The 23,116-nt window shown below is 55.6% G+C and carries 24 protein-coding genes; 8 read left to right on the plus strand and 16 right to left on the minus strand.

Annotated elements, in window-relative coordinates; translation table 11 throughout:
• Nucleotides 1-163 precede the first annotated feature (163 nt).
• On the plus strand, nt 164-445 hold the full coding sequence (locus K1718_RS01515; RefSeq protein WP_265679967.1) for an SCP2 sterol-binding domain-containing protein: 282 nt from the start codon (nt 164-166) through the stop codon (nt 443-445).
• 66 nt (nt 446-511) lie between these two features.
• Here K1718_RS01515 and K1718_RS01520 read toward each other — a convergent pair whose 3' ends face one another.
• The 11 genes from K1718_RS01520 to modA form a co-directional block, all read right to left on the minus strand.
• Nucleotides 512-1,159 carry an MSMEG_1061 family FMN-dependent PPOX-type flavoprotein gene (locus tag K1718_RS01520; RefSeq protein WP_265679966.1) on the minus strand — a complete coding sequence of 216 codons (648 nt, stop codon included), beginning with the start codon at nt 1,157-1,159 and terminating at the stop codon, nt 512-514.
• A 126-nt stretch (nt 1,160-1,285) separates the two neighbouring features.
• The gene (locus K1718_RS01525) at nt 1,286-2,884 is read right to left on the minus strand and encodes a TRAP transporter large permease (protein ID WP_265679965.1); all 1,599 of its coding nucleotides are present in this window, start codon (nt 2,882-2,884) and stop codon (nt 1,286-1,288) included.
• Nucleotides 2,885-2,890: 6 nt separating this feature from the next.
• Nucleotides 2,891-3,523, minus strand: coding sequence for a TRAP transporter small permease (locus K1718_RS01530; protein ID WP_152499074.1), 633 nt, complete (start codon nt 3,521-3,523; stop codon nt 2,891-2,893).
• Between the two features lie 131 nt (nt 3,524-3,654).
• On the minus strand, nt 3,655-4,662 hold the full coding sequence (locus tag K1718_RS01535; protein ID WP_152499075.1) for a DctP family TRAP transporter solute-binding subunit: 1,008 nt from the start codon (nt 4,660-4,662) through the stop codon (nt 3,655-3,657).
• A gap of 248 nt (nt 4,663-4,910) precedes the next feature.
• On the minus strand, nt 4,911-5,801 hold the full coding sequence (sigJ, locus tag K1718_RS01540) for an RNA polymerase sigma factor SigJ (RefSeq protein WP_285806055.1): 891 nt from the start codon (nt 5,799-5,801) through the stop codon (nt 4,911-4,913).
• Between the two features lie 25 nt (nt 5,802-5,826).
• Nucleotides 5,827-6,258, minus strand: coding sequence for a carboxymuconolactone decarboxylase family protein (locus K1718_RS01545; RefSeq protein ID WP_152499077.1), 432 nt, complete (start codon nt 6,256-6,258; stop codon nt 5,827-5,829).
• 141 nt (nt 6,259-6,399) lie between these two features.
• Nucleotides 6,400-7,734: a sigma-54-dependent transcriptional regulator gene (locus tag K1718_RS01550; protein ID WP_152499078.1), complete on the minus strand. Its 1,335-nt coding sequence runs from the start codon at nt 7,732-7,734 to the stop codon at nt 6,400-6,402.
• Between the two features lie 13 nt (nt 7,735-7,747).
• The gene (locus K1718_RS01555) at nt 7,748-9,532 is read right to left on the minus strand and encodes an ATP-binding protein (protein ID WP_152499079.1); all 1,785 of its coding nucleotides are present in this window, start codon (nt 9,530-9,532) and stop codon (nt 7,748-7,750) included.
• 69 nt (nt 9,533-9,601) lie between these two features.
• Nucleotides 9,602-10,720, minus strand: coding sequence for a molybdenum ABC transporter ATP-binding protein (gene modC, locus K1718_RS01560; RefSeq protein ID WP_418068104.1), 1,119 nt, complete (start codon nt 10,718-10,720; stop codon nt 9,602-9,604).
• Nucleotides 10,707-11,414 (minus strand): molybdate ABC transporter permease subunit, encoded by a 708-nt coding sequence (gene modB / locus K1718_RS01565; protein WP_152504056.1) that lies wholly within the window; start codon nt 11,412-11,414, stop codon nt 10,707-10,709. The genes modC and modB overlap by 14 nt, the downstream gene beginning before the upstream one ends.
• A gap of 45 nt (nt 11,415-11,459) precedes the next feature.
• Nucleotides 11,460-12,218: a molybdate ABC transporter substrate-binding protein gene (modA, locus tag K1718_RS01570; protein ID WP_265679962.1), complete on the minus strand. Its 759-nt coding sequence runs from the start codon at nt 12,216-12,218 to the stop codon at nt 11,460-11,462.
• 228 nt (nt 12,219-12,446) lie between these two features.
• Here modA and K1718_RS01575 point away from each other — a divergent pair, with 228 nt between their 5' ends.
• The 5 genes from K1718_RS01575 (at nt 12,447) to K1718_RS01595 (ending at nt 16,276) form a co-directional block, all read left to right on the plus strand.
• On the plus strand, nt 12,447-12,854 hold the full coding sequence (locus K1718_RS01575; protein WP_152499082.1) for a GNAT family N-acetyltransferase: 408 nt from the start codon (nt 12,447-12,449) through the stop codon (nt 12,852-12,854).
• Nucleotides 12,855-12,988: 134 nt separating this feature from the next.
• A complete protein-coding gene (locus K1718_RS01580; RefSeq protein WP_209006760.1) occupies nt 12,989-14,104 on the plus strand; it encodes a hypothetical protein in 1,116 nt (371 codons plus the stop codon).
• A gap of 80 nt (nt 14,105-14,184) precedes the next feature.
• On the plus strand, nt 14,185-14,649 hold the full coding sequence (locus K1718_RS01585; RefSeq protein WP_152499084.1) for a DUF1203 domain-containing protein: 465 nt from the start codon (nt 14,185-14,187) through the stop codon (nt 14,647-14,649).
• A gap of 311 nt (nt 14,650-14,960) precedes the next feature.
• The gene (locus K1718_RS01590) at nt 14,961-15,806 is read left to right on the plus strand and encodes an isocitrate lyase/PEP mutase family protein (protein WP_152499085.1); all 846 of its coding nucleotides are present in this window, start codon (nt 14,961-14,963) and stop codon (nt 15,804-15,806) included.
• 74 nt (nt 15,807-15,880) lie between these two features.
• On the plus strand, nt 15,881-16,276 hold the full coding sequence (locus tag K1718_RS01595) for a GNAT family N-acetyltransferase (RefSeq protein WP_265679961.1): 396 nt from the start codon (nt 15,881-15,883) through the stop codon (nt 16,274-16,276).
• A gap of 9 nt (nt 16,277-16,285) precedes the next feature.
• Here K1718_RS01595 and K1718_RS01600 read toward each other — a convergent pair whose 3' ends face one another.
• The 3 genes from K1718_RS01600 to K1718_RS01610 form a co-directional block, all read right to left on the minus strand.
• The gene (locus tag K1718_RS01600) at nt 16,286-17,179 is read right to left on the minus strand and encodes an AEC family transporter (RefSeq protein WP_265679960.1); all 894 of its coding nucleotides are present in this window, start codon (nt 17,177-17,179) and stop codon (nt 16,286-16,288) included.
• A gap of 151 nt (nt 17,180-17,330) precedes the next feature.
• A complete protein-coding gene (rsgA, locus tag K1718_RS01605) occupies nt 17,331-18,425 on the minus strand; it encodes a ribosome small subunit-dependent GTPase A (protein ID WP_265679959.1) in 1,095 nt (364 codons plus the stop codon).
• 205 nt (nt 18,426-18,630) lie between these two features.
• The gene (locus tag K1718_RS01610) at nt 18,631-19,830 is read right to left on the minus strand and encodes a citrate/2-methylcitrate synthase (protein ID WP_265679958.1); all 1,200 of its coding nucleotides are present in this window, start codon (nt 19,828-19,830) and stop codon (nt 18,631-18,633) included.
• 47 nt (nt 19,831-19,877) lie between these two features.
• Here K1718_RS01610 and K1718_RS01615 point away from each other — a divergent pair, with 47 nt between their 5' ends.
• Complete coding sequence (locus K1718_RS01615; protein WP_265679957.1) at nt 19,878-20,981, plus strand: citrate synthase/methylcitrate synthase; 1,104 nt, start codon at nt 19,878-19,880, stop codon at nt 20,979-20,981.
• 106 nt (nt 20,982-21,087) lie between these two features.
• Here the strand turns inward: K1718_RS01615 and K1718_RS01620 are convergent, their stop codons facing one another.
• On the minus strand, nt 21,088-21,849 hold the full coding sequence (locus K1718_RS01620; protein ID WP_265679956.1) for a tellurite resistance TerB family protein: 762 nt from the start codon (nt 21,847-21,849) through the stop codon (nt 21,088-21,090).
• Between the two features lie 185 nt (nt 21,850-22,034).
• On the opposite strand from K1718_RS01620, the gene K1718_RS01625 reads away from it, so the two are divergent.
• Nucleotides 22,035-22,529 (plus strand): hypothetical protein, encoded by a 495-nt coding sequence (locus K1718_RS01625; protein WP_265679955.1) that lies wholly within the window; start codon nt 22,035-22,037, stop codon nt 22,527-22,529.
• Nucleotides 22,530-22,534: 5 nt separating this feature from the next.
• On the opposite strand, the gene K1718_RS01630 is transcribed toward K1718_RS01625, so the two are convergent.
• Nucleotides 22,535-23,008: an Lrp/AsnC family transcriptional regulator gene (locus tag K1718_RS01630; RefSeq protein ID WP_152499091.1), complete on the minus strand. Its 474-nt coding sequence runs from the start codon at nt 23,006-23,008 to the stop codon at nt 22,535-22,537.
• Nucleotides 23,009-23,116: the final 108 nt, after the last annotated feature.

The following is a 23,116-nucleotide window of genomic DNA, read 5'->3' on the forward strand; positions in this document are numbered from 1 at the left end:
TTTTGTTCCTATTTGCCACACAAAGGAAATCCTTCGGACATGCACAGGCGTTGAGCACATCCCTCCTATTCAATGAGCGCGTCTCGATTTAGACTTGACGATTACGTAAACGGCATGTTTCAAGAAGCCATGTGACGCATGCCAACGAACATGGGAGACAAATATGTCCTTGGAACAACTTACCGAAGGTGTCCGTGAAAAAGTGTCCAGCGGCGGTATTGAAGAAAGCGTCAAGTTCGATTTGGGTGATACCGGTCAAATTTTTCTTCAAGGCTCCGACGTTTCCAACGAAGACGCAGAAGCCGACTGCACTATCAAGATGACCTCTGAAGACCTTGCTGATCTCCTGAGCGGCGATCTTGACCCAACAGCTGCATTCATGGGCGGAAAAATGCAGGTTGAAGGCGACATGAGTGTCGCCATGAAGCTTGGCAGCATCGTCTGAAGACCATCGCCTGATTGATACCTCGACTTAGTTGCCGATCCTGGTGGACCGGCAATTTTTCTGTGGTCACCAGAGCTCGAGCTCACCCTTTTCTTTCAGGGATTCGAACCACTCTTCAGGACGCATGGCAATTTTCGCGTGCTTCACCATAGCTTCGTTCATGTCCGCAAGCCCGGCCGTATCGGGCCACTTATCCGGCTGCCAGAGCCCGGAGCGGAAGACGCACTTCGGACAATGCATGAATGCGCTTTTGACATGAACCAACAATGCCAGTGCCGGGTCGCGCCCATTGACCGCCATTGTACTCAAGAGGTCAGCATCTTTGGTAATCTTGGCCTCGCCCCGAACTCTGAGTGTTTCGCCTCGGCCTGGAACAAAGAAAAGAAGTCCGATCCGCGGGTCCTGCAGCAGATTGTGAAACGAGTCCATGCGCCGGTTTCCGGGACGGTCCGGAATGGCCAGCAAACTTTCATTGATCACTTTGACGAAGCCAGCCGGGTCGCCTTTTGGTGATAGATCCAGATGACCGGATGGACTGGCGGTTGCGAGGAAACAGAATGGCGACCTTGATATAAATTCCCGGCAGATATCGTCCAAAGCTGGAATTTCCTTGTCCGCCGCCTGCGGCATGGTTGGCCCCGAAACAGCTTCCAACTCATCCACACTGGTGATGAAATCTCCAAATCCGGAAAAAGGGTTGTCGCGTCTGGTCATGGTTTCCTCCGCAAGCCTGCAGAAGACTATCGATCCGTCCAGTTTCACCGTCAACTGTGACGGCGTCCGAACGCAAACGGCCGGAATGCAATTCCGGCCGTTTACAGTCATTTCCCTTGATATCACCTACTGGGTGATGATTTCCGGTCCCATCAATGTATAGGGCAGCCATGTTGAGAGTGCCGGGACATAGGTTACCAGAACCAGGAAGAGCAGCAGGACCAGCACGAATGGTGCTGCAGCCTTGACGACCTGAACCAGACTCATCCCGGTGATACCGGACGTCACAAAAAGATTCAGGCCAATCGGCGGTGTAATCATGCCGATTTCCATGTTGACCACCATCAGAATACCGAGATGGATTGGATCCACGCCCAGCTCCAGACCGATTGGGAACACGACTGGCGCTACGATTAGCAGCAAACCGGACGGCTCCATAAATTGTCCACCGATCAGCAGAAGAATGTTAACCGCAATCAGGAAGGTGAACCAGTTGAAGCCTGCTTCGACCATCCAATCGGTGATCACTTGCGGGATCTGCTCTGCTGTCAAAGTATGCGCAAAGAGCAGCGCATTGACGATGATGAACATCAGCATGATGGTCGTCTTGGCCGAGTCTGTCAGGACTTTCTTGGTGTCCTTGTGGAACATGGCCGGCAGGAACTTCCAGGTGATGATCCCGAGATTACGGCCCCAGACACGGCCACCGGCGCCATAGGCAGCGGGCAGAGCGGCAGGTGTGATACCACCTCGAAGGAGCGGATAAGCTAGCAAAGCTATGATCAGAACGATGGCACTGTCCAATCCGAAGAACGCTCTTTCCGATACAAGCGCGGCAATACCGGACCAGACGAACATGGCAACGACGGAATAGGTAATGGCCTTGAAACCGGTCAGAGCCAACGGCCCGTCATTGTCCTGGATCCAGCCGATACCGGACAAGGGGCCCATGTCACGATACACAAACAATGCGATCAAGCCGGCATAGACGGCTGCAACGGCAGCGGCCTCCGTCGGAGTGAAGATGCCAAGATAGATCCCGCCAAGAATGATGACCATCAGGAACAGGCCCACGGCTGCCTCGGACAGCGCGCCCCAGATTTCCTTGAACCCCGGCCAAGGCTGCGCAGGCAGGTTCTTGACGCGAGCCATGACATAGATCGCAATCATCAGCATCAGGCCGGCAATGAGGCCCGGGATGACCCCGGCCAGGAACATGCGTCCGACAGAAACGTTTGTGGCCGCGGCATAAACAACCATCACGATGGAAGGCGGGATCAGGATGCCGAGCGTGCCTGCGTTGGCGATCACACCAGCGGCAAACTCCTTGGTGTAGCCTGCCTGGCGCATGCCCGCGATGGCAATGGTGCCGATGGCAACAACCGTTGCCGGAGACGATCCCGACAGGGCCGCAAAAAGCATGCAGGCAAAGACACCGGCAATTGCGAGACCGCCCCGAATAGAGCCGACTGTCGCGATTGAAAAGCGGATAATCCTGCGCGCAACACCACCGGTCGACATGAAGCTGGATGCCAGAATGAAGAACGGAATCGCCAGTAGCGTAAAGTTCTGTGAGGCGTTGAAGAGCTGCACCGCCACGGAGCTCATGGAGTCATGGCTGAACAAGGCGATGTAAAGAACGGCAGATAAGCCGAGCGAAACCGCAATCGGTACACCCAGGAACAGGAAGCCGAAGACGAATATGAAGAGAAATGCAGTTTCCATCGGGCCTTAGTCCTTCAAGACGTCTTTGTTTTCGGCCACCAGTTCTTCTGCTTCGTGCGCAGCGATGATGGCGTCTTTTTTACCCATGAGAATGAGCACGAAGGCCTGTGCGGCACGGAACGCCAGCAACAGGAGGCCAATTGGCAAAATGACATACGGAATCCAGCGCGGAACGCGTTCCTTCACGTCAAACCACTCCTGGATGAAGACTGGCCATTTCAGGTCTTCCATACCGATGGGGAGTTTGTAGAACTTGGCAACGTATGCGTAGGCGCCGCCAGAAGACCCCTTGTTCTCCAGTCCGAGAAGCGCACCGAACCAAGTCGCATCGAAGAGGAGTATCGCGTACAGAACAGTGAGTGCGGCACCCAGCAGGGCAGCCAGCCGGAACATGGGTTTCGGCAGAAGATTGATTACAGCGTCTACGCCCAGATGCGCACCGATCTTGATGCCATAGCTCATGCCGAACAGGATCAGCCAGGCAAAGAGGACGCGGGTGAATTCCAGTGCACCGCCCCAGCCCGAGTTGAACCCATAGCGGGCCACCACCTGAGTGAAGGTTACGATGGTCATCAACGCCAATATCAAGGCGATGATGTTTTCCTCCAAGGAATCGACGAACCGTCCGACACGGGACATGAAAGCCTCCCCATTGCCGGCGCGCACTCGCCCCGGCTCCGCACCCTTCAAGGCGCAGCAAGATGAATTGAATGATTTTGTTTAAGAGGATGGGTCCGCAGCGCGAACCCATCCATTCAGACCTGAAGGTCTTAGCTTGCCTTGTTGGAAGACACGGCAGCGTCGATGACATCCTGACCGATGTCGTCGCGGAATTTGTCCCAAACCGGCTTCATGGTGTTGACCCACTCGTCGCGCTGCTCAGGTGTCAGCTGGCGAACAACGCCACCGTTTTCGATGATCTTCTGCTTGTTTGCTTCGTTGATCTCGGCGGCACGAGCGTTGTACTCGTCGGAAACCTCGTTGAAGATCTTCAGGAATTGGTCACGTGTGTCAGCTTCCAGGCTGTCGAGCCATTCCTGAGAGGTCACGGCCAGGTAGGTCAGCAGCTGGTGGTTGGTTTCCGTTGTACCGTCCTGAACTTCAAAGAACTTCTTGGTGTAAATGTTGGACCAGGTGTTTTCCTGACCGTCCACAACACCGGTCTGCAGCGCGCCATAAACTTCCTTGAAGGCGAGTTTTTGAGCGTTGGCACCCATGGCTTCAATCATGGCCACAGCCACGTCAGATGTCTGAACGCGGAACTTGAGGCCTTTGGCATCGCTCGGAACCAGCAGCGGCTTGTTCGCGGAGAACTGCTTCAGTCCATTGAAGACATAACCAAGACCGACAAATCCGTAGTCGGACATTGCGCCGAGCAGTTCCTGACCCTTGTCGCCTTTGGTGAAGGTGGTAACCGCATCCATGTTGGTGAACAGGAACGGAAGGTCGAACACACGGTATTTCAGGGTGTAGGATTCAAACTTGGACAAAGACGGAGCCGCAAGCTGCACGTCACCCAGAAGCAAGGCTTCCATCACCTTGTTGTCGTCAAAAAGCTGAGACGACGGGAACACCTGCATGCAGGCCTTGCCGTCCATTTCCGTGTTGATCCTGTCAGCAAGTGCATTCGCCATTTCACCTTTCGGGTGACCCTGTGCAGAAACGACGTGGCTGAATTTGATGACAACTTCGCCGTCGCCGCACTCGTCGGCCGCATGAGCCGCGGATGTCATGGCAAAAGAAGCTGCAGCAGCAGCGGCGATCACAAACTTTTTCATCTGATGTCCTCCCAGACATTTCAATATGGCGGCCGGTTGATCGGCCGGACAGCACCGGGGCTGGTCGCGAGTCTTATGGCAAGGCCCGTGCCAAATCGCATCAGAGGTCGATAAAACGCAGATTTCTCTAATTTTGGAATGCGCAATAGACACTCATCTTCGCGGAATACCCTCAAATGTGGGTCGGTTGCGACACAGACACTTCTTTGAATGTGTCGATTTCGACACATTTTTTGCATCAAAATGCCTTATTGCCAAAGCGCGCCGCTGTTCGGATCGTGATGAAGCGGTGTTGCCAGGGCCTTCAACTTCTCCGGATTACGAACAACAAATATGCCATCTATCCGTCCGTCCCCGTCGTAGCTCAGTGTCAGAGCAGTTACGACGCGCATGTTTTCCAGAACGACAATCCCGCGAAGACCGTTGATGCTGCAAGGTAATACAGGGGCACCTCCCCACAAGCGCCGAAGGATCAGCGCAACATATTTGGCCACATCTCCACGCCCCTCTAGGACACGGCCCAACGCGGTCGTCTTGCCGCCGCCATCAGACTGAAACCGAACCGTTTCTGAAAGCAGACCGCTGAGCTGTTCCGTAGACCCGCTTTCGAGCGCTTCCAGAAAAGCAGACAACATGCGTTTTTGATGGTCGGGGGGTGGCACAAAACGCGAGGCCGGGTCCTTGATATGCTTGGCAGCGCGAGACACAAGCTGTCGACAAGAGGGCACGCTGAGGTTCAAGGTTTCAGCGACGTCCTCATAAGGGGTGCCAAAGACCTCACGCAACAGATAAGCGGCGCGCTCTTTCGGGCTTAGCCGCTCCAAAAGCAACAGAAATGCTGTCGTCAATGATTGCGCCCGGTTCAGGTCTGCCTCCGGATCAGTGTCGCCGGCCAGCTGAAGCGGTTCGGGTATCCACGGACCCACATAGTCGAGCCGTTTTCTATGGGCTGCCTTCAAACCGTCCAGACAGCGGTTGGTACAGATTGTCGTCAGATAGGCATCTGCGTTGGCCACAGATGCCTTGTCCAGTTTCTGCCAGCTCAAGAACGTGTCCTGAACGGCGTCTTCGGCATCGGCCATGGAGCCGAGCATGCGATAAGCCAACCCAAGCAGGCGCGGGCGGGCAGTTTCAAACATGTCCATGTCCGATGCCTGTCTCATATCAGTGGTTTGAGACCTGAACCCGATTCCAGAGGTTTATCATGGCAATAGCCGCTGTGATTGCGCTGATCTGGGCATCTTCGAAGTGATTGCGCAAGTCGGCACGCAAGCGGCCATAGTCGGTGTCCGGGTTCAAATCGGTCAGGGCTTCCGTCCAGGCAAAGGCTGCTTTTTCAGCCGGCGTGAAATCGTCGACGTGACGCCAGACAACAAGTCTCTGCAACCGCTCCTGGCTTTCTCCATCTGCCAATGCTTCTTCCGTGTGCATCTTGACGCAGAATGCGCACTGATTCATCTGGGACGCCCGCAAGTCAACCAGATGGCGCAGTTTGGGAGCCAAGTCGGCATTTCCGATTTCACCGCTGGCGGCTATGAAGCTCTTTGCGACTGTGGGGATGTTCTGGTGGTGATTGACGGGAGTAACGTTGGTCATAAGTGTCTTCCATGCAATTTTGTTGGGACTACACACTGATGACGATCAAGCGACTGTGTTTGTGACATCGCAAAAGAAAATCTCTCAAAATGCTGCAAGTTCGTAAAATCCGGGAGCCTTGGAAGTTCCCTGATTGTTGGACTAAGCCGACAGCACTTCGTCTTTTCCGAGCTCGTATTTTCGCATCTTTTCATAAAGCGCCTTGCGGGACAGGCCCAGGTTTTCGTAGGTCGGCTTGATGGCCCCATCATTGCGTTTGAGCTCCGCAGCGATCAGCGTTCGCTCATAGCTGGCAACCTGCTCAAAAAGGGTAGCGCCGGCTCCGGACTGCACCTCAGGCATCTGCTCCAGCCCCAGAACGAACCTGTCTGCAACATTGCGCAGTTCACGCACGTTTCCGGGCCAGTCCCGCGTCATCAATCCAGCCAGATAATCATCCCCGATATCCGGGATTTCCCGCCTGTACCGTGCTCTGGCTTCAACTGTCAGGTGACGAAAGAGCAGAGGAATATCTTCCAAACGGTCGCGCAGGGGCGGGATCGCGACGTTGACGACATTCAACCGGTAAAAAAGATCAAGCCGGAAACGCCCTTCCTTGCCCGCCGCCTCCAGATCCTCTTTGGTTGCCGCGATAAAACGCACGTCGAGTTCAATAGGCTTGTTGGAGCCAAGCCGCTCGATCGTCCTGTTTTCGATGACACGCAAGAGTTTCACTTGAAGCTCCAGAGGCATCGATTCGATTTCATCCAGGAAAACCGTGCCGCCATGGGCATGTTCCAGCTTTCCAATGCGTTGCCCGCTGGCGCCTGTGAAAGCGCCCTTTTCGTGACCGAAGAGCTCCGATTCTATGATTTCCGCAGGCAATGCGCCGCAATTGAGCGCGACAAACGGTTTGTCCTTGCGCGGCCCTTCATCATGCAGAGCTCTTGAAACAACTTCCTTTCCCGAGCCGGTTTCGCCAAGGATCAACACATCCGCGTCCGTGGCCGCAAGCGCCGTCACATTTCGGCGCAGCAGCTCCATTGCCGGAGTCCGGCCTACCAGACGGCTCTCCAGACCAGTCCGGTCTGCGAGCTCTTCTCTGAGTTTCCTGTTTTCCAAAACAAGGCGGCGCCTGTCGAGCGCGCGTTCGACAACGGAGGCCAGGTGAGAAACCGAGAAGGGTTTTTCCAGAAAGTCATAGGCGCCCGCGCGCATGGCCTCGACCGCAAGCGGGACATCACCATGTCCCGTAATCAGCACGACCGGCAGCGCTGGATCAATTTCGAATGCCTGTTTCATAACCTGGAAACCGTCGGTTCCGGGCATTCTGATATCCGTGATCAGCACACCATAAAAATCGCGGCTGATCCGTTCCAGGGCCTCTTCGGCAACACCCGTCGCAAACACATCCTGGCCGGACAGTTCCAGGCCTTGGCCAAGGGATCTGCGCAGATCCTCTTCATCATCAACCAGCAAAACGGTGGCGTGGTCCATAAACTGCATCTTCCTATTCGGCCGCGAGGACAGTTTCGTCCGCCACCGGCAACCGCATTGTGAACACCGCGCCGCCGTCGTCGAGATTTGACGCTTTCAGCGAGCCGGAAAAGTCATGGACGATCTTGTAGGCGATCGACAAGCCCAAACCGAGCCCGGCCCCGACCTCCTTCGTTGTGAAGAAAGGGTCGAATATCTGCGGCAACACCTCGCCATCTATTCCCGGTCCATTGTCAGACACGGTCAGCACGGCCTCGGTACCCTGACGATGCAACGAGAGTTTTACATGAGGCAGTGGATTTGCGCCGACAGCATCCACGGCATTGGAGAGCAGATTGATCACCACCTGCTCAAGCCGAATGCGGCCCCCCTTAACGATGATGTCCTGTTCGGGCAGGTCGAGATCAAGCCGCACTTCTTTCTGCTTGATCTGCGGCTGAAGAAGCAGCGTTGCCTCATCGATCACCTGCCGCAACGAAACCGGCTTGATGTCTGTCCCCGATTTGCGTGTGAAGCCTTTCAGCGTTTTCGCAATTTCAGCCATCCGTGCCACCATGCCGCCAATCCTGGAAAGATTGGTTTTGGCCTCATCGGCCCGGTTCCGATCGATCAGCATGCCGGCAATTTCGGCATCGGAACGAATGGCGGCAAGCGGTTGATTGTATTCGTGGCTCAAGGCCGCCGACATGCGCCCGAGCGTCGCCAGTTTGGCGGCCTGAACCAATTCAGCCTGGGTCTGGCGCAGATTGGCTTCTGCCTGTTCGCGCTCCCGGACTTCCTGTTCCAGCAACACGTTCGTCTTGCGGAGGTCGGCCGTTCGGCTCTGGACCCGGCGTTCAAGACGAAGGGCCGAGGCCCTGTTCCTGCGCGCCTGACGCATGAAAGCCTCGCGCCTCGCGATCAATACCCAGATACCGCCCGCCGCGATAACGCACACAAGCAGGGCGACCAGCATGGCCCACCCGGCGCTCTGTCTGGCGTCCTTGATGTCGACCAAGGTTCTGACTTCCCAGCCCAGAACAGGCAGGTCTTCGGCAAGCTGCATATGCAAACCTGCATTTCGAGCTGCGGGCAACAGCAACTCGAGACGCCCCGGCAAGGTCAAGTCCGCAATATCAGAACCAGGATCGATATCATCGAACTGTTTCCCACGCCAAAAGGGTACATTTGTAACAACGACCCTGCCCGAACTGTTAATGGCAACAATCGGATCCTTGCTGAGGGCCCAGGCCTGTTCAACATCGTCGAGGCTGACCCTGACCGCCAAAACGCCGACCAGAGCATTGTTCCTGCGTAACGGAGACGCGAACACATAGTTGGACGGTGAAATGGGAGTTCCCGGGATCAATTGACGACCAAGTTGCCCCTGACGCGCTTGTTCAAATGCAATCCGGATGGTCTCGCTGCCACCGATAGCGCCAGCCGGAACGCCGCTCCTGCTGGAAACGGACACATTGCCTTGCGGATCCATGATCCAGACTTCCTCAGCCCCCGACATGCCGGCGGCGATGGCGGCAATACCCGGATCGGTGTTGTCGTGCTTTTCCAACAGCAACTGCGCGACATCAGGCCCACGTGCGAGCAAGGGAGACAAGAGGCGAAACTTGTCGAGAAGACGTTCCAGAACGGCAGACTGCACAGCCAGATTGGCCTCTGCCCGGGTTTCCTGCTCTGCAAGGGTAATGCGCAAACTCGCAAGCCCGGTCAGCCAGATAAGGGCAAGCGTGGCGACGACCATGACGGCCCCGATCGCAAATTTCAGCCTTTTCGAGGCCGGACGCTTGGTTCTGCTTATCATTCGGCCAGTATAACCAAGGATCTGCAAGCCGAAAGCCTGCCAATAGAAGCAGAAGGCACGCGAATTCTTCTAGAGTGTCAATTCGGCCTGGCTCGCAAGAGCTGGCGCTCTTTGCCGGCGGTCGATGGCTACACTCTTGATGAGAACGCTCACTCTTTTGCCTGCTGAGAGCCCGAGATCAGCAACAGATGCTCTGGTTATGCGGGCGCGCAATGTCTGTCCGCTTACAGAACACAGAATTTCCGCGTAGGGACCGGTTTCTTCAGAAATGCTGCTGATGGTTGCCTCGAAGCAATTGCGGATCGACAACCCTTTGGGCGGTGATAGCGCCAGAGCAACGTCCCGAGCCCTGATACGCAAGCGCACGGCATCGCCGATATCACCGACCTTGCCGGGGATCTGAAGAACCGCGGATCCGATATCGACAAGGCAAAGTCCCCATTCCTGGTCGATTCCTGCGATTTTTCCTTCAATAAGCGCACCGGCCTCGTGACGACCTGTTGCCCGACCAAGGTCTGTTCGCGTCAACATTTCGGCGACCGGACCGTAGGCTGGCGTTTGTCCGTCGGACAAGATCACCAGTGTGTTCGACAATCGCGCGACTTCTTCAATCGAGTGGCTGACATAAAGGATCGGCAATCCTGCTTCCACGCACAAGCGATCAAGATAGGGAAGAATGTCGTTGCGACGGGCCTGATCGAGATTGGCCAGAGGCTCGTCCATGATCAGCAGACGTGGATCTGAAAGAAGAGCCCGTCCGATTGCCACCCTCTGTCTTTCACCACCTGACAGCGTTGCCGGCTTGCGTTCAAGAAGGCTTTGAAGGCCCAGAAGTTCGACAACTTCACCAAAATCCCGACCGGGCGTGCGTCTTCCTGCCCAACGGGAATAGGTGAGGTTCGACTTGACGCTAAGATGCGGAAACAGGCGAGCGTCTTGAAAGACGTGACCGATCCGCCTTTGTTGAACTGGCAGATCGATACCGTTTGACGAATCGAAGACCACCGTGCCGTTGACGACAATGTGGCCCTTCTCCGGCTTGATCAGCCCTGCGATCATATTGGTCAGCGTTGTTTTGCCCGCGCCGGACTGGCCGAACAATGAGGTGACCCCGCCGGCACTTTCAAAGCAGGCGTTCAAGTCCATTTCGCCGAGTTTGCCAGTGATGTCGACGCTAAGCATCGGCACCCCCTATTCTGTTGCGCAATCGGCGCGCCAACAGTTCAGAGGCAATCAGTGCGGCAAATGCCACGAAGGCTGCAATCAGTGTCAAACGGAAGGCTGCAATGTCTCCGCTGGGTGTTTGTGTTGCCGTATAAAGCGCCAATGCCAACGTACGGGTCTCACCGGGAATGTTGGAGACAAACGTAATCGTAGCGCCAAATTCCCCCATCGCCTTGGCGAATCCCAAAATCGCGCCTCCAAGAATACCCGGAAGAGCGAGCGGCAGCGAAATAGTCAGGAAAGCCGTGAGCCGGCGCGCGCCAAGTGACTTGGCCGCATCTTCCAGCTTGGGATCAACTGCCTCAAATGAAAGGCGGATGGGGCGGACCATGAGCGGAAACGCCATGACGCCTGCGGCAAGTGCCGCACCGGTCCAGTTGAATGCAAAGCTGACGCCAAAGGTGTTGTCGAGAAAGGACCCGATTGGTCCCTTTTTGCCGAATGCCAGAAGAAGCACATAGCCCGTGACAACAGGTGGCAGAACAAGGGGCAGATGCACAAGGGCGTTGACAACACCGTGGCCGGGAAACCGAAACCGCGCAAGCAGATAGGCAACAAGAACGGCCATCGGAAGCGCAAATGCCAGGGCGACGCTTGCCACCTTGAGGGTCAGGATCAGAGCCTGCCATTCGGCCGGTTGAAGATCGAAAAAATCCACGTGCGCCCAGTCTGTTGGATCCAATGGCTGCGCCCGATCCGCAGCCTAGCCTTCCTTATCGGTTAGAAAGCCCGATGAGTGCAAGATCTCTTGCGCGACAGGTCCTGCGAGGAACTGAAGAAACCGGTCTGTGTGCGCATGTGACCCATTCACTGTTTGCGCGGCCAGATACCGGATCCTGGGGTGACGATCTTCGGGAAATTCGTAAACGACCAGCGCGTCGGGTGCGACAACTGCATCTGTCCGGTAAACAAGACCAAAAGGAACGTCGCCGCGAGCCACCGCAGCCAACACGATACGCACATTGTCCATTGGCGCGAGATGCGACGAAACACGATCCCAAAGCCCGAGGGCTTGAAGGGCAGCTTTTCCATATCGGCCAGCGGGGACAGTTTCCGGGTCCGCAATTGCCAGACGCTCGCCCTCCAACCGCACTGGAAGGTCGGAAGCGCCAGGTTTGAGTTGTGGGCTGCCTGCCGGTGCCAACAATACAAGCCGATTGGATGCGATTTCTCGAACGGACCCCAGCACGACGGCCTGCCGATCAACGACATAGTCCATCCATTCCGCATCAGCTGATACGAACGCATCGGCGGGTGCACCTGCTTCTATCTGGCGCGCAAGCGTTCCGGTTCCGGCAAAGGAAAAGAGAACACTCGTTCCGCTTTCTTCGGCGAAGGCCGTACCGATTTCTTCCATCGCCTCGCGCATGCTGGCCGCCGCAAATACGGTGAGTGGCTGATCGGCCCGCGCAGGAACAACCAGCAAGATCGACAGTACAAGGGCTTTTAAGATGTCCAGCAAGCAGTCACCACTTTTTCGATTTCACGATGCATCAGCATTTATGCACCATCCAAAAACGCATCAATAGGCCAGCCTGTTTCTTCTGAAGGCGATTTGGGTTGTTCACGCGATTGTCTTCGCCTGCTTCAACTTGAAAAGACAAGAGCGCCAATCAATTCTGCCTTTAGCCGGGTCGGGCGAAAACACAAGTCATTCGGTAACTTCAGACGAATGCGAGAGGAATGACATATGACAATCGAACTGGTTTCACAGGTCCCTGATGTCGACATCTATCTGCAACTGCGCACGAATGGTGGCCTGAGCGGTTATGACCGGAACGCTGCCGAAATCGGATTGAAGAACAGCCTTTTCTCCGTTCTGTTGCTGGACGAGGGAACACCGATTGGCATGGGACGCCTGATCGGCGACGGCGGCTGTTTCGTTCAAGTGACCGACATAGTCGTGCTGCCCGCGTACCAGGGCCTGGGATTGGGGAAGCGTATCATGGCAGCCCTGACCGAATTCATAGAAACCAGACTCCCACCGACAACCTATGTCAGTCTGATCGCCGACGTGCCTGCAAACAAGCTTTATGAACAGTTCGGCTTTCGTGAGACCGCCCCAGCCTCTATTGGCATGTCCAGGCGGTCAAGCTGACCCTGTTTACGTAATTCTTACGCCTGCACCACTAGAATGAAGCTCCATCGGCTCCGGGGTTTTTGCAAGTGTCCAATCAGGTTCAGCGCAATCTGGAAAACGCATTCCTATTCGTTTTCAGGACAACTCGCGCAGTGTACCGCCCGCTCAAATCCTGGATTGGGGCCGGATTGCTCGGTCTTTTTATCCTGATGACAGCCGCCGTGGTGCATGTTTTTCCGCTCTCCAACTGGGATATGTTCGCCTATACTGCGGTCATTCTCGAACCAGCGGCGGAAGACAGAAACGATCTGCATCGGCAGACATACGGGTTTGTGAGGGAGAACCTTTCGGAGGGTGAATTCCTTACGCTGACACAGGACAGGCCCTACCGGATCCGTCAGGCGCAAGATCCGGACGCTTTCGTGACGATGCTCAGCTTCTATCGCCTGAAGATCCTATATGTTGAAACGGCAAAACTGCTAAGCGGTTTCATGGATCCGGTGAAGGCGTTGCGGCTTGTTTCATTTGTGTCTGCCATTGCCGTTGGAGCACTCCTGATGATTTGGCTCGCCCGAACGGGTACGCTGATGTATGGACCGGTTATCGTTGCTCTTTTGATCTTTGCGGATTTCGGCGGTACTGCCCAGCTGATCTCACCGGATCTTTATGCCACGGTTTTTCTGCTCGCCGCAGCGTTCCTTTATCTGGAACGGCTAGATATTGCGTCAGCCGCATGCCTGGTTGCGGCCTTTTTAATCCGACCCGACCATCTGGCCTTCATCGGTGTCTTTTTCGTCTTCGCCGCCATTTATGGCCATGGCCGATGGACCATGACGGGCTGTTTTGTTGTCTGCTTCGGTATTTATTATTGGCTGACACGCGTATCCGATCATCCCGGCTGGTGGGTTCATATGTGGTTCACCCACGTGGAATATGTTCCAACGCTTGAAGGGTTCGACCCTCCTTTTTCTCCAATTACTTATGTTCAGATGCTCGTGCGTTCGACGGTCAGGTCGTTGATGAGCCAAACGTGGCTTGCGCTGCTCTTTGCCGAGATGCTGTTCTTCGCCAAATGCATCACGCTGTCCGAACTGCGTGACCGGGAACGCGTACTACTCTATGCCGTCGTTGCATCTATCTGTGCCAAATATCTCGTGTTTCCGCATTTCGAGACGCGCTTTTATCTGCCGTATCTCACGATCATCGGCATGGTTCTGTTGGTTGCCTGGCATCGCCAAAGGGAACCCCGCGCCAATGTCAGTCCCTGAGTCTGACGAACTGCTCGCAAATCGGGTCGTTTCCGGAAAAGCCCCCTCCTAATGTTGTTTCGAACTACTAGGAGCCCACCATGTTTCAGATACACCCACTTCCAGCAAACGAGTTCTCGCACCTTTTTGGCCTTTCAGACGCCCAATTGGCCGAAAAGAAAGTCCAGGTGCTCATTTCCGACGGCGCTTTCCCTTGCCGCGTATCGCTCACCGATGTTGCAGCAGGAGAACGGGTTCTTCTGCTCAATTTCGAACATCAGCCCGGCGATACTCCCTATAGGTCGCGTCACGCAATTTTTGTCAAAGACGACGCCCATGAAGCCGAGCTGGAAGCCGATGTCATTCCCCAATCCATTGTTTCCCGATTTCTGTCCGTGCGTGCCTTCAACAGGCAGCATGAGATAATCGACGCAGACGTTGTGAAGGGAACGGAGGTTGAAACCCTGATAGCTTCCTTTTTTGAAAACCCCGATGTCGACTATCTTCACCTGCACTATGCGGGACGCGGCTGTTTCGCAGCCAAAGTGACCCGCGCACAGGCGTAGGCACCAGCGGGCAAGCTTCGAATTTCAATCGTCCTGAAAGGCTCTTGTTGAGTTCTTCAGGACGATTTTTTGTGTTTTGTCCAGCGCAGTGTATGTGGACACGTTCGAAAATGGCCTCAGGCCCGGGAAATTGACGCCCCGTGCAGCGAATTGGCGCATGCAAGCCCTCGACCAACGCTCCAATTGGCGCCCTTTTTCAGGTTAAACTGGATCTTACGCGGAACGCGCCTCACCCGCATAAAGGAACGAAATGCCGTTTGAAACTTCAGGTTACTCGTGTAGCCTGATACTATCATAGGGAGTATTGCGTCATGCCAACTGCAGCCAGCCGCCGCACCGCCTTCAAAGCATTGCACGAAAAAGGCAGAGCCTTCCTCATGCCCAACCCTTTTGATATCGGTTCTGCCCGAATTCTCGATGGTCTGCGTTTTGACGCAATGGCCACGTCGAGTGCCGGCTATGCGTGGACACAGGGTGTGCGCGATGCTGAGGGACTGATCAGCAGGGATGCTGCGCTGGCACATGCTGCGGACATTATCGGGGCCTGTGGTGTTCCGGTAAACGGCGACCTTGAAAACGGCTTCGGCGACGCACCCGAAGAGGTCGTGGAGACTGTGAAAGGAGCCATAGAAGTCGGCCTCGCAGGCTGCTCTATCGAGGACTACACGACTGATCCCAAAAACCCCTATTATTCACTCGAACTCGCAGTGGAGCGTATCAAGGCGGCAGTTGATGCAAAAAATGCGATCGCTCCAGACTTTGTTCTGACCGCGCGCAGCGAAGGTCCGGTCAAGACGGATCACGAACTGGAAGAAACAATCAAGAGACTGAACGCCTTCGTCGAAGCCGGGGCCGATTGTGTTTATGCACCCCAGCTGAAGGACAAGGACCAGATCGTGCATGTTCTGTCCAAGGTCAATGCGCCGCTCAACATCCTCGCCGGGCGGAAGAACTTTCATTTAACGCGCAAGGAACTCGGTGACCTCGGCGTTACCCGCGTTTCAATCGGGGCTGGTCTTGCCCGTATTGCCTATGGTGCCTTCATCGCCGCCGCCGAAGACATGAAAGACGGAGGTTCATTCGGCAGTTTCGACCGCGCTGACAGCGTCGCCGACAGTACGGTCGACTTTGAATCCTTCATGAAAGCCCGTCCTTGACAGCATCTCAAAGACATTCGTCTGCAGGCGCACCAACACGTGCGGCTTCAGGCGACGGCCCAGAGATAAGCGACTTGGCGCATAGGGCTTTTGAGCACTATGTGCCCGTCATGAACGCGATCCCCGTGCCGATGTCTGCTGACTACAGTGCAATGATCCGGGAGCACGAAGTCTGGGTTCTGCGGGACGGTCACACCATTGTTGCGAGCCTGGTGCTGATCTGGCGCTCCGACCATCTTCTGCTTGAAAGCGTGGCCGTAGATCCAGGCAGCCAGGGCAGCGGGTATGGCAGAAAGATGCTGGACTGGGCGCTGAAACGAGCCAGGGAGGCCCCCGTGCCAGAAATTCGCCTCTACACGAATATCCTCATGGTGGAGAACAGAGATTGGTACCTGCGTGCAGGTTTCGTTGAAACCCACGAGGAACAGCGCGGCGACAAGCACATCGTGCACATGAGTTACCGACTTTGATGCGTTTGCTCAGAGTTTCGTACCGTAGGTGAGTACCAGCGGCAGTGTGATCAGCGTCAAAAGTGTGGAGACAAAAATGAAGCCTGCAACACCGGAAGCTTCCTCAGTCTGATATTGAGAGACGGCCAGATAGGTAGCGACTGAAGGCGGCATGAAACAAAGCAGCACAATGACGTTCTCGACCTTGGAATCCAGCGCCAGAACATACGTCAACGTGAAGGCTGCGACGGCTGCCATTCCGACATGCAACACCGACAAAAGAACCGCACGGGACAGATTACCCAACTTGAGAGTTGCCAGGCTGAAACCGAGCGTTAACAGCATGATAGGGATGGCAAGTCCCGCCAGTATATTGAGGCTTTGATCCAGGGGCTGGGGAAGCTTGGCTCCACTGGCCATCAGTGCCAGAGCAATGATCACCGCATAAATGACGGGCTGACGCGCCAGCGCAGCGAAATTGGGCCGCCCCATGGGCAGTGCAACGCCTATTGTGAAAATAGCGGTCAAAACCACAACGATAAACCCGATTGCGACCGCGGCACCTTCTGCTCCAAATGCCAGTGTCGAGACCGGCAGCCCAATATTGCCCACATTGGTGAGCATCATCGGCGCTAAATATGCCTTGATCGGGATCTTCAGGAGCTTCAAAAGCACAAAGCCGACGCTGCCAAATATCAGGATCATCCCGATTGCCGCGATCACGACCGTCAAAAAGGTGCCGACCTGCACGTGCTCCTTGGCAAGATGTGACAGCACAAGAGCCGGATAGCCGACATTTGACACCAGACTGCCGAACAATTTTGTATCAAATGGCGCTTTGACGATGGCGAGCGCATAGCCAAGCAAAACGCACAGCATGACCGGAAGCATGATGTTGACGATATGGCCGAGGATTTCCGTCATGCCGAGTTCCAGGATTGGTTTGATTGGCTGAAAGACTATCTGAACAGCACGATGACGGGAATCCCAGCCCTTAAACCAAAGAGACCCGGCGCTCTTGTGCGACAAAGCAAAGAGTGCCGGGCCGTGTCGGCTCACGAGCGATGGCCGGTTGCTAGGAATCGCCCCAGTTTCGGGCGCCCTTATCCTTCATGATCCGTCGAACCATCTTGCCGAATGTTTTGTCTTTCGATCTGCGCTCGGCCAGGCTAGAGGAGTTGAAAGCCTCTTCAGACTTCAGTTTCCGCCATCGTTGAAGCCTTGAGGCGTCGAGTTGTCCTTGCAAAATGGCTGCCTGGACGGCGCAACCGGGTTCCGTCTGATGAAGACAGTCCCGAAAACGACATGAGGCAGCCAGTTCGTTCAGATCCGAGAAGAGTTCATCAATTCCGGCAGCAACATCGGCTAGCTGCAGTTCGCGCATGCCGGGCGTGTCCAGAACAAGGCAACCGCCTGGAACAAGATGCAATTGTCGGCGGGTCGTCGTGTGACGCCCTTTTGCATCGTCTTCGCGGATCGCTCGTGTCTCGATCGCGTCGGACCCGGACAAGGCATTGGTCAACGTCGATTTACCGACACCCGAAGATCCCAGAAACGCGACCGTCCGACCGGCTCTGCACCAGTCGGCCAGCTTTGCAACCGGCTCATCGCCGCGTGCATCCAGGGTCACGACAGGGACCAGATCAGAGACGCGTTCGGCTTGCCGGACAAAGTCGGCAGGATCGGTAACAAGGTCCGATTTGGTCAATACAATCACAGGCTCAATTTCAGCTTCAAAGCAAAGTGCTATGTAGCGTTCGAGCCGTGCAATATTGAAGTCCTGGTTGCAGGACGACACAATGAAAGCCGTGTCAATGTTGGCTGCGATCAGCTGGATCTGGCGATCCGTTCCAGGTGCGCGGCGCTTCAGCAGGCTCTTGCGCTCCAGAAGTCGGCTTGAAGCCAAATGGACTTCATCAAGAAGCAGCCAATCTCCAACTGTTGCGTCGGAACGTGGCGGGATCGTCTGATCCGTTCCGTCTCCGAGAACATGCAGACCATTGCGGTGCACTTCGACGACCCGGACAGGTGGTGTCCTGATCAGGTCATCAGCACTGAGCTGCTGAGCGAAATGAGATTGCCAGCCAAGCTTCTGAAGCGATGAAATGGGCTGATCGGACCCACCGCTTTTTGGACCGGAGGGAAAAAAGTCCGAATAGTTTCGTGTCATTTGAGGTCTCGTGATTTAAACACACTTCATCGGGCGCCCAGCAGGGCACCGTTTCATGTATTTGAGGCTCTCTGAATTCCAGAGCGCCTGCTCACGCAAGCTCTGACATAAAAACTCCGTTGCACGCCGACGTTGGCGCTTCTTGAAGCTAAGGGCTGAGGCCCCGGGATTCAAGTCAGGTGAAGACGGTACATTTTTGAAGCTGTTACTCCGGCCGCTCACCAACGTAAGCTGCCCTGGGTCGGATTTGCTCATGGGAGGCATATTGTTCCAGCGCATGAGCGATCCAGCCTGTGATGCGGGCGGCGCAGAAAATGATCTTGCCGGCATCTCTCGGAAGGTCATAGGTTTTCTGGATTGCAGCCAGAGAAAAATCGACATTCGGCGAAAGGCCATAAAGATCCCGAGCTGATGCTATCAGGCTGGGCAAACGGTCCACAAACGGGTGCCTCGGTTCGTTCTGACACAGCAAATCGAGCAGGCAGTCCGCACGCGGATCTTTGTCACCGTAGATGGAATGACCGAAACCAGGCAACTGTTCCCCACGGCTGAGTCGATCGGAGAGAGCGGCTTCAATATCGCTTTCCGGCCCAATCTCCGACAGCCATGCACTCGTGCGATCAGAAGCGGCACCGTGACGAGGTCCCGTGAAAGCACCGAGACCCGACAGCAATGCCGCGTGCAGCGGCGCTCTTGTCGAGGCTGCACACCGCGCCGCAAAAGCGCTTGTGTTCAGTTCATGATCGGCGCTGAGCACCAATGCTGAACGAATTGCGTTCTTTGCGTTCGACGATGCTCCGAAACACTCGGCAATTTGCGTATGGATAGGTTGAGCACTTGGCTTGGTATCCAGCAATGCGGCAACACCGAAGCGCAGCAGTGCAGCACCCTTGATCTTCAAAAGCTTCGGGGCCTGGGTGAAGGCTGCCTTATCCTGCAAGGGCCAGGAAGCAAGCGCCATCATCAATCGGTCAAGAGGACCCAATCCCTGGGGAAGGTTCGGGAGGTCTGCCGGAGCCGCTTCCGCAAAAGGATCCTCTTCGGAGCTCCACAACAGTGTGGCGACGGTTTCCAGTGTCGAGTTCCTTGCAAGGTCACGGGCAAGGCGCCCTCGATAAACCGGCCCATCTTCCGAGATAAGCGTCAGCTCGGTTTCAAGCACCGGATCACCCGTCAGAGGCCTGGATCCTGCAGTTTCTTCAACCGACTTGCGCCCCTTGAGCCTTCTGACATCGCCTGCGTCATAGCGGCGTTGTTTGCCTGGTCCGGCGACAGAAGAAATCAATCCACGGCTAACATAGGCGTAGAGCGTGGCCGGTTGAACGCCGAGCTCTGTAGCCGCCTCGCGGGCCGAGAGATAGACAGGCTTTGACATGTATTGATTGTATTTATCAATATTGATCAATGCAAGGCACTCTTTCTACATGTGCGTGAACCAAAAAGGAGATGCCCATGACAGAAGCCCCAAATCCCGCCCGGATGACGCCGGACCCGATTGCCGGACTTGAAGGGGTTGTCGCCGCGACAACGCATTTGAGTGACGTTGATGGTGAAAACGGCGTGCTTGTTCTTCGCGGCCGCCGCATAGAGGACCTTGCTGGCAAGATGCCATTCGAGGCCGCCGTTCAACACCTCTGGCAAGATCTCGAGGTGTCAAGAGCCTTTTCGCTTCAAACGGATTTCGCACGGGCGCGCCGCGCTGCCTTTGCTGTCGTCCCGATACTGGAGAAAGCTGCTGCAACGTTACCGGTCTATGAATACATGCAGCTCGGCCTGGCTGCGCTACCAATGACCGACGATATCCCCGAACCGATTGCGATCAGCGGTGCGTTGCCCGTTTTTCTTGCTGCAGCGTACAGGATCTCTGCAGGTGAAAAACCAATCGCGCCGGACCTTTCTGTTGGATCAGCTGCCGATCTCCTGCACATGCTGACAGGCGAAGAGCCGACAAAATATTTCGCCGATGCGCTGGACCGCTATCTCGTTACTATCTTAGACCACGGACTGAACGCTTCGACCTTCACCGCAAGGGTGATCGGGTCAACTGATGCGGGTTTGAAACAGGCCGTACTCGGCGCAATGGGCGCGCTAAGCGGCCCTCTTCATGGTGGAGCGCCAGGCCCGGTCCTCGACATGATCGACGCCATCGGCACGCCGGACGCTGCCGCCGGGTGGATTGACGCGGCGCTTGCCCGCAAGGAACGCCTTATGGGGTTCGGTCACCGGATCTACCGAACCCGGGATCCGCGCGCCGATGTCCTCAAAGACGGGTTGCGCATTCTTGGAGAAGAGAATCCGAAAGTCGGACTGGCGGAAGACATCGAAGAGGCCGCCCTCGTGGCGCTCAAAAGAGCAAAGCCGGACCGTCCGCTGGACACCAATGTCGAATTCTATACGGCCGTCCTGCTTGACGCCGTCGGTATCGATCGAACGTTGTTCACACCGCTCTTTGCCGTCGGCAGAACTCCAGGGTGGTGCGCCCATGTTCTGGAACAACAAAAATACGGCAGATTGATCCGGCCAGCGTCACAGTATGTAGGACCAGCCCCGGAATAAGCTTGTTGGCGAAACTCACATCGCCAGAAATGAATAAGGCCTGACGTCAAGCGTCAGGCCCATGCTTCAAAACGGCAGCAAAAGGGTCTCTTTTGACCATGCTTGCCTAATTGGCCATCTCGGCCTCTCGCACGGCGAGTTCGATCTCATCGACCAGACCAGCTTCAAGACCGAGCCGTGCGGCCAGCATCTGCAGATAAGCCTGTTCGGCCGGGTGGTCGGGATCAATGGCAATGCGGGATGCAGCATAGATCTCCGCCGCAGATTCGGGACAGGAGGCACTTGCCACCACCTTGTCGAGATCGAGCGGGGAACGCAGTTCATCCATAAGGAAGGCCTTCGCTTCGCTGTCCAGACCGGCCTCATCGATTTTCGCAAAAATCCGGTCTTGCTCTTCCCGGTCGATATGACCGTCGGCTTTAGCCGCCGAGATCATGGCCGTCAAAAGAGCAACGGCAAACTGGTTTTCGCCACCTGGTTGCTGCGCCGGATCAAAGGCGGTGCCTCGCGGCGCTTCCAGCGGAATGGGTTCGTCCTGCGGATATTGCGGGCGTGGCGCATTCTGCTGGTTGGCCTTGTGGCCCTGATAGGCTTTGTAGGCGAGACCGGCAACCAGAGCGAGGCCCCCATAAGTCACGGCCTTCTTGCCCATCTTCCGACCTGATTTTGAACCGAGCATCAGGCCGGCCAGACCGCCAAGTGCAAGTCCACCTCCCTGGGATGACAGAAAATCCTTGCCTTGGGACAGCAGATCACCTGAACCGCCACGCTGAGCCGTGGCACCACCGCGGCCTCCATATTGGTTCCCCGGTTGACCGCCACCCTGGCTTCCCAGAAACTGATCCAGCAAGGATTTTGCGTCAAACATCAATTGGCTCCTTTCAACAGCCCCTATCGGGGCAAAACGTATTTGCCCTATCAAATGGGACTTTCTTCCGGAGGCGCAAGATTAGGCTACCATTCGCGACACAATTGTATCGACCAATTCACAACCGGGTTGCACACGAAACACATTCGCTGCTTCTCGAGAATTCAATCCGCAAGACTGCAATCGTGATGGTCTTGGCCCTGTTCGCAGTGAGCGGCACGGCAACAACCACGCTGGCCGCAGACGGTGCAGTCGATGCCTATTTGCCCGTCGCCGATGCGACACTCAAATCGTCTTATGCCAAGCTGATGGAACAGGAAAACATCAGTTCGACAGACAAGCTATTTGCGCATCGTATCGATGGGTGCATACGAGGCTCGAAACACAAAACCATTCACGCCGTTCAGGACCGTGGTTTGCCGCGCGGACCAGAGTATCCGACTTTCGTCTTCGTATCCGAGCCCAACCACGACGATATGCAGCTCATCCAAAAGGCTTTTGCAGGCCGGCATCTCTATTTCCTTGACGAAACAGCCTGTCGGCCCGATGCCTGTCTCCTGTCAGCAGAAAAGGGCTATTCGGATATTTGCCTTGCCGACGGCTCGGGAAGTCCGGGTGAGAATCTCCCTGGCCTGCGCCAGGATTTCTGGTCAGATCTGCTCAAACTCTTTGGGTTGTGAAAACCTCAAGACCGTCCAAGCGGCAACAGGTTGTCGTCTTTCAGAGTTTCCATGGCGATCGATGATCTGACATGATGGACAGCCTCCTGGGGCAACAGTTCGTCATTTATAACGTGGCTAAGTGCTTTCAGGTCTGGAACGACGATCTTGAGCATATAGTCCTGGTCACCTGTCAGTGTATGAGCTTCCTGCACTTCCGGCATTGCCTTGACCATGTTGCGAAAGCGGCGGGCATTCTCCTTGCTGTGGGCACCCAACGTTACGCCGACAAAAGCAGTAACCGTCAAGCCCAGCGCCTCGGCATCCAACGCGGCCCTGTATCGACGGATAATCCCCGCTTCTTCCAACTTGGCCCTTCTGCGTGAAACCTGACTCGCAGACAGATTTATCACGTCGCCCAGCTCGGAATTGGTGAGCGCAGCATTTTCCTGCAATGCGGCCAACAACTTCACATCATATCCATCCAACGCAACTGTCATGCGTCTTTCCTTAATTTTCTGCAAGAACCATGCACTAACTTACGCGAAATCACGTGCTTTGCACACACACTGCGCATCTTTGCCTCCATCCTGCTCTCAATGACGAAA

Origin of the sequence: Roseibium porphyridii (assembly GCF_026191725.2) — a bacterium.
GTDB lineage: Bacteria > Pseudomonadota > Alphaproteobacteria > Rhizobiales > Stappiaceae > Roseibium > Roseibium porphyridii.

What these genes read in the sequence shown, in the direction of transcription:
- K1718_RS01515 (WP_265679967.1), top strand. Translation starts at nt 164, where the DNA reads ATGTCCTTGGAACAACTTACCGAAGGTGTCCGTGAAAAAGTGTCCAGC.
- K1718_RS01520 (WP_265679966.1), bottom strand. Translation starts at nt 1,159, where the DNA reads ATGACCAGACGCGACAACCCTTTTTCCGGATTTGGAGATTTCATCACC.
- K1718_RS01525 (WP_265679965.1), bottom strand. Translation starts at nt 2,884, where the DNA reads ATGGAAACTGCATTTCTCTTCATATTCGTCTTCGGCTTCCTGTTCCTG.
- K1718_RS01530 (WP_152499074.1), bottom strand. Translation starts at nt 3,523, where the DNA reads ATGTCCCGTGTCGGACGGTTCGTCGATTCCTTGGAGGAAAACATCATC.
- K1718_RS01535 (WP_152499075.1), bottom strand. Translation starts at nt 4,662, where the DNA reads ATGAAAAAGTTTGTGATCGCCGCTGCTGCTGCAGCTTCTTTTGCCATG.
- sigJ (WP_285806055.1), bottom strand. Translation starts at nt 5,801, where the DNA reads ATGTTTGAAACTGCCCGCCCGCGCCTGCTTGGGTTGGCTTATCGCATG.
- K1718_RS01545 (WP_152499077.1), bottom strand. Translation starts at nt 6,258, where the DNA reads ATGACCAACGTTACTCCCGTCAATCACCACCAGAACATCCCCACAGTC.
- K1718_RS01550 (WP_152499078.1), bottom strand. Translation starts at nt 7,734, where the DNA reads ATGGACCACGCCACCGTTTTGCTGGTTGATGATGAAGAGGATCTGCGC.
- K1718_RS01555 (WP_152499079.1), bottom strand. Translation starts at nt 9,532, where the DNA reads ATGATAAGCAGAACCAAGCGTCCGGCCTCGAAAAGGCTGAAATTTGCG.
- K1718_RS01575 (WP_152499082.1), top strand. Translation starts at nt 12,447, where the DNA reads ATGACAATCGAACTGGTTTCACAGGTCCCTGATGTCGACATCTATCTG.
- K1718_RS01585 (WP_152499084.1), top strand. Translation starts at nt 14,185, where the DNA reads ATGTTTCAGATACACCCACTTCCAGCAAACGAGTTCTCGCACCTTTTT.
- K1718_RS01590 (WP_152499085.1), top strand. Translation starts at nt 14,961, where the DNA reads ATGCCAACTGCAGCCAGCCGCCGCACCGCCTTCAAAGCATTGCACGAA.
- K1718_RS01600 (WP_265679960.1), bottom strand. Translation starts at nt 17,179, where the DNA reads ATGACGGAAATCCTCGGCCATATCGTCAACATCATGCTTCCGGTCATG.
- rsgA (WP_265679959.1), bottom strand. Translation starts at nt 18,425, where the DNA reads ATGACACGAAACTATTCGGACTTTTTTCCCTCCGGTCCAAAAAGCGGT.
- K1718_RS01615 (WP_265679957.1), top strand. Translation starts at nt 19,878, where the DNA reads ATGACAGAAGCCCCAAATCCCGCCCGGATGACGCCGGACCCGATTGCC.
- K1718_RS01620 (WP_265679956.1), bottom strand. Translation starts at nt 21,849, where the DNA reads ATGTTTGACGCAAAATCCTTGCTGGATCAGTTTCTGGGAAGCCAGGGT.
- K1718_RS01630 (WP_152499091.1), bottom strand. Translation starts at nt 23,008, where the DNA reads ATGACAGTTGCGTTGGATGGATATGATGTGAAGTTGTTGGCCGCATTG.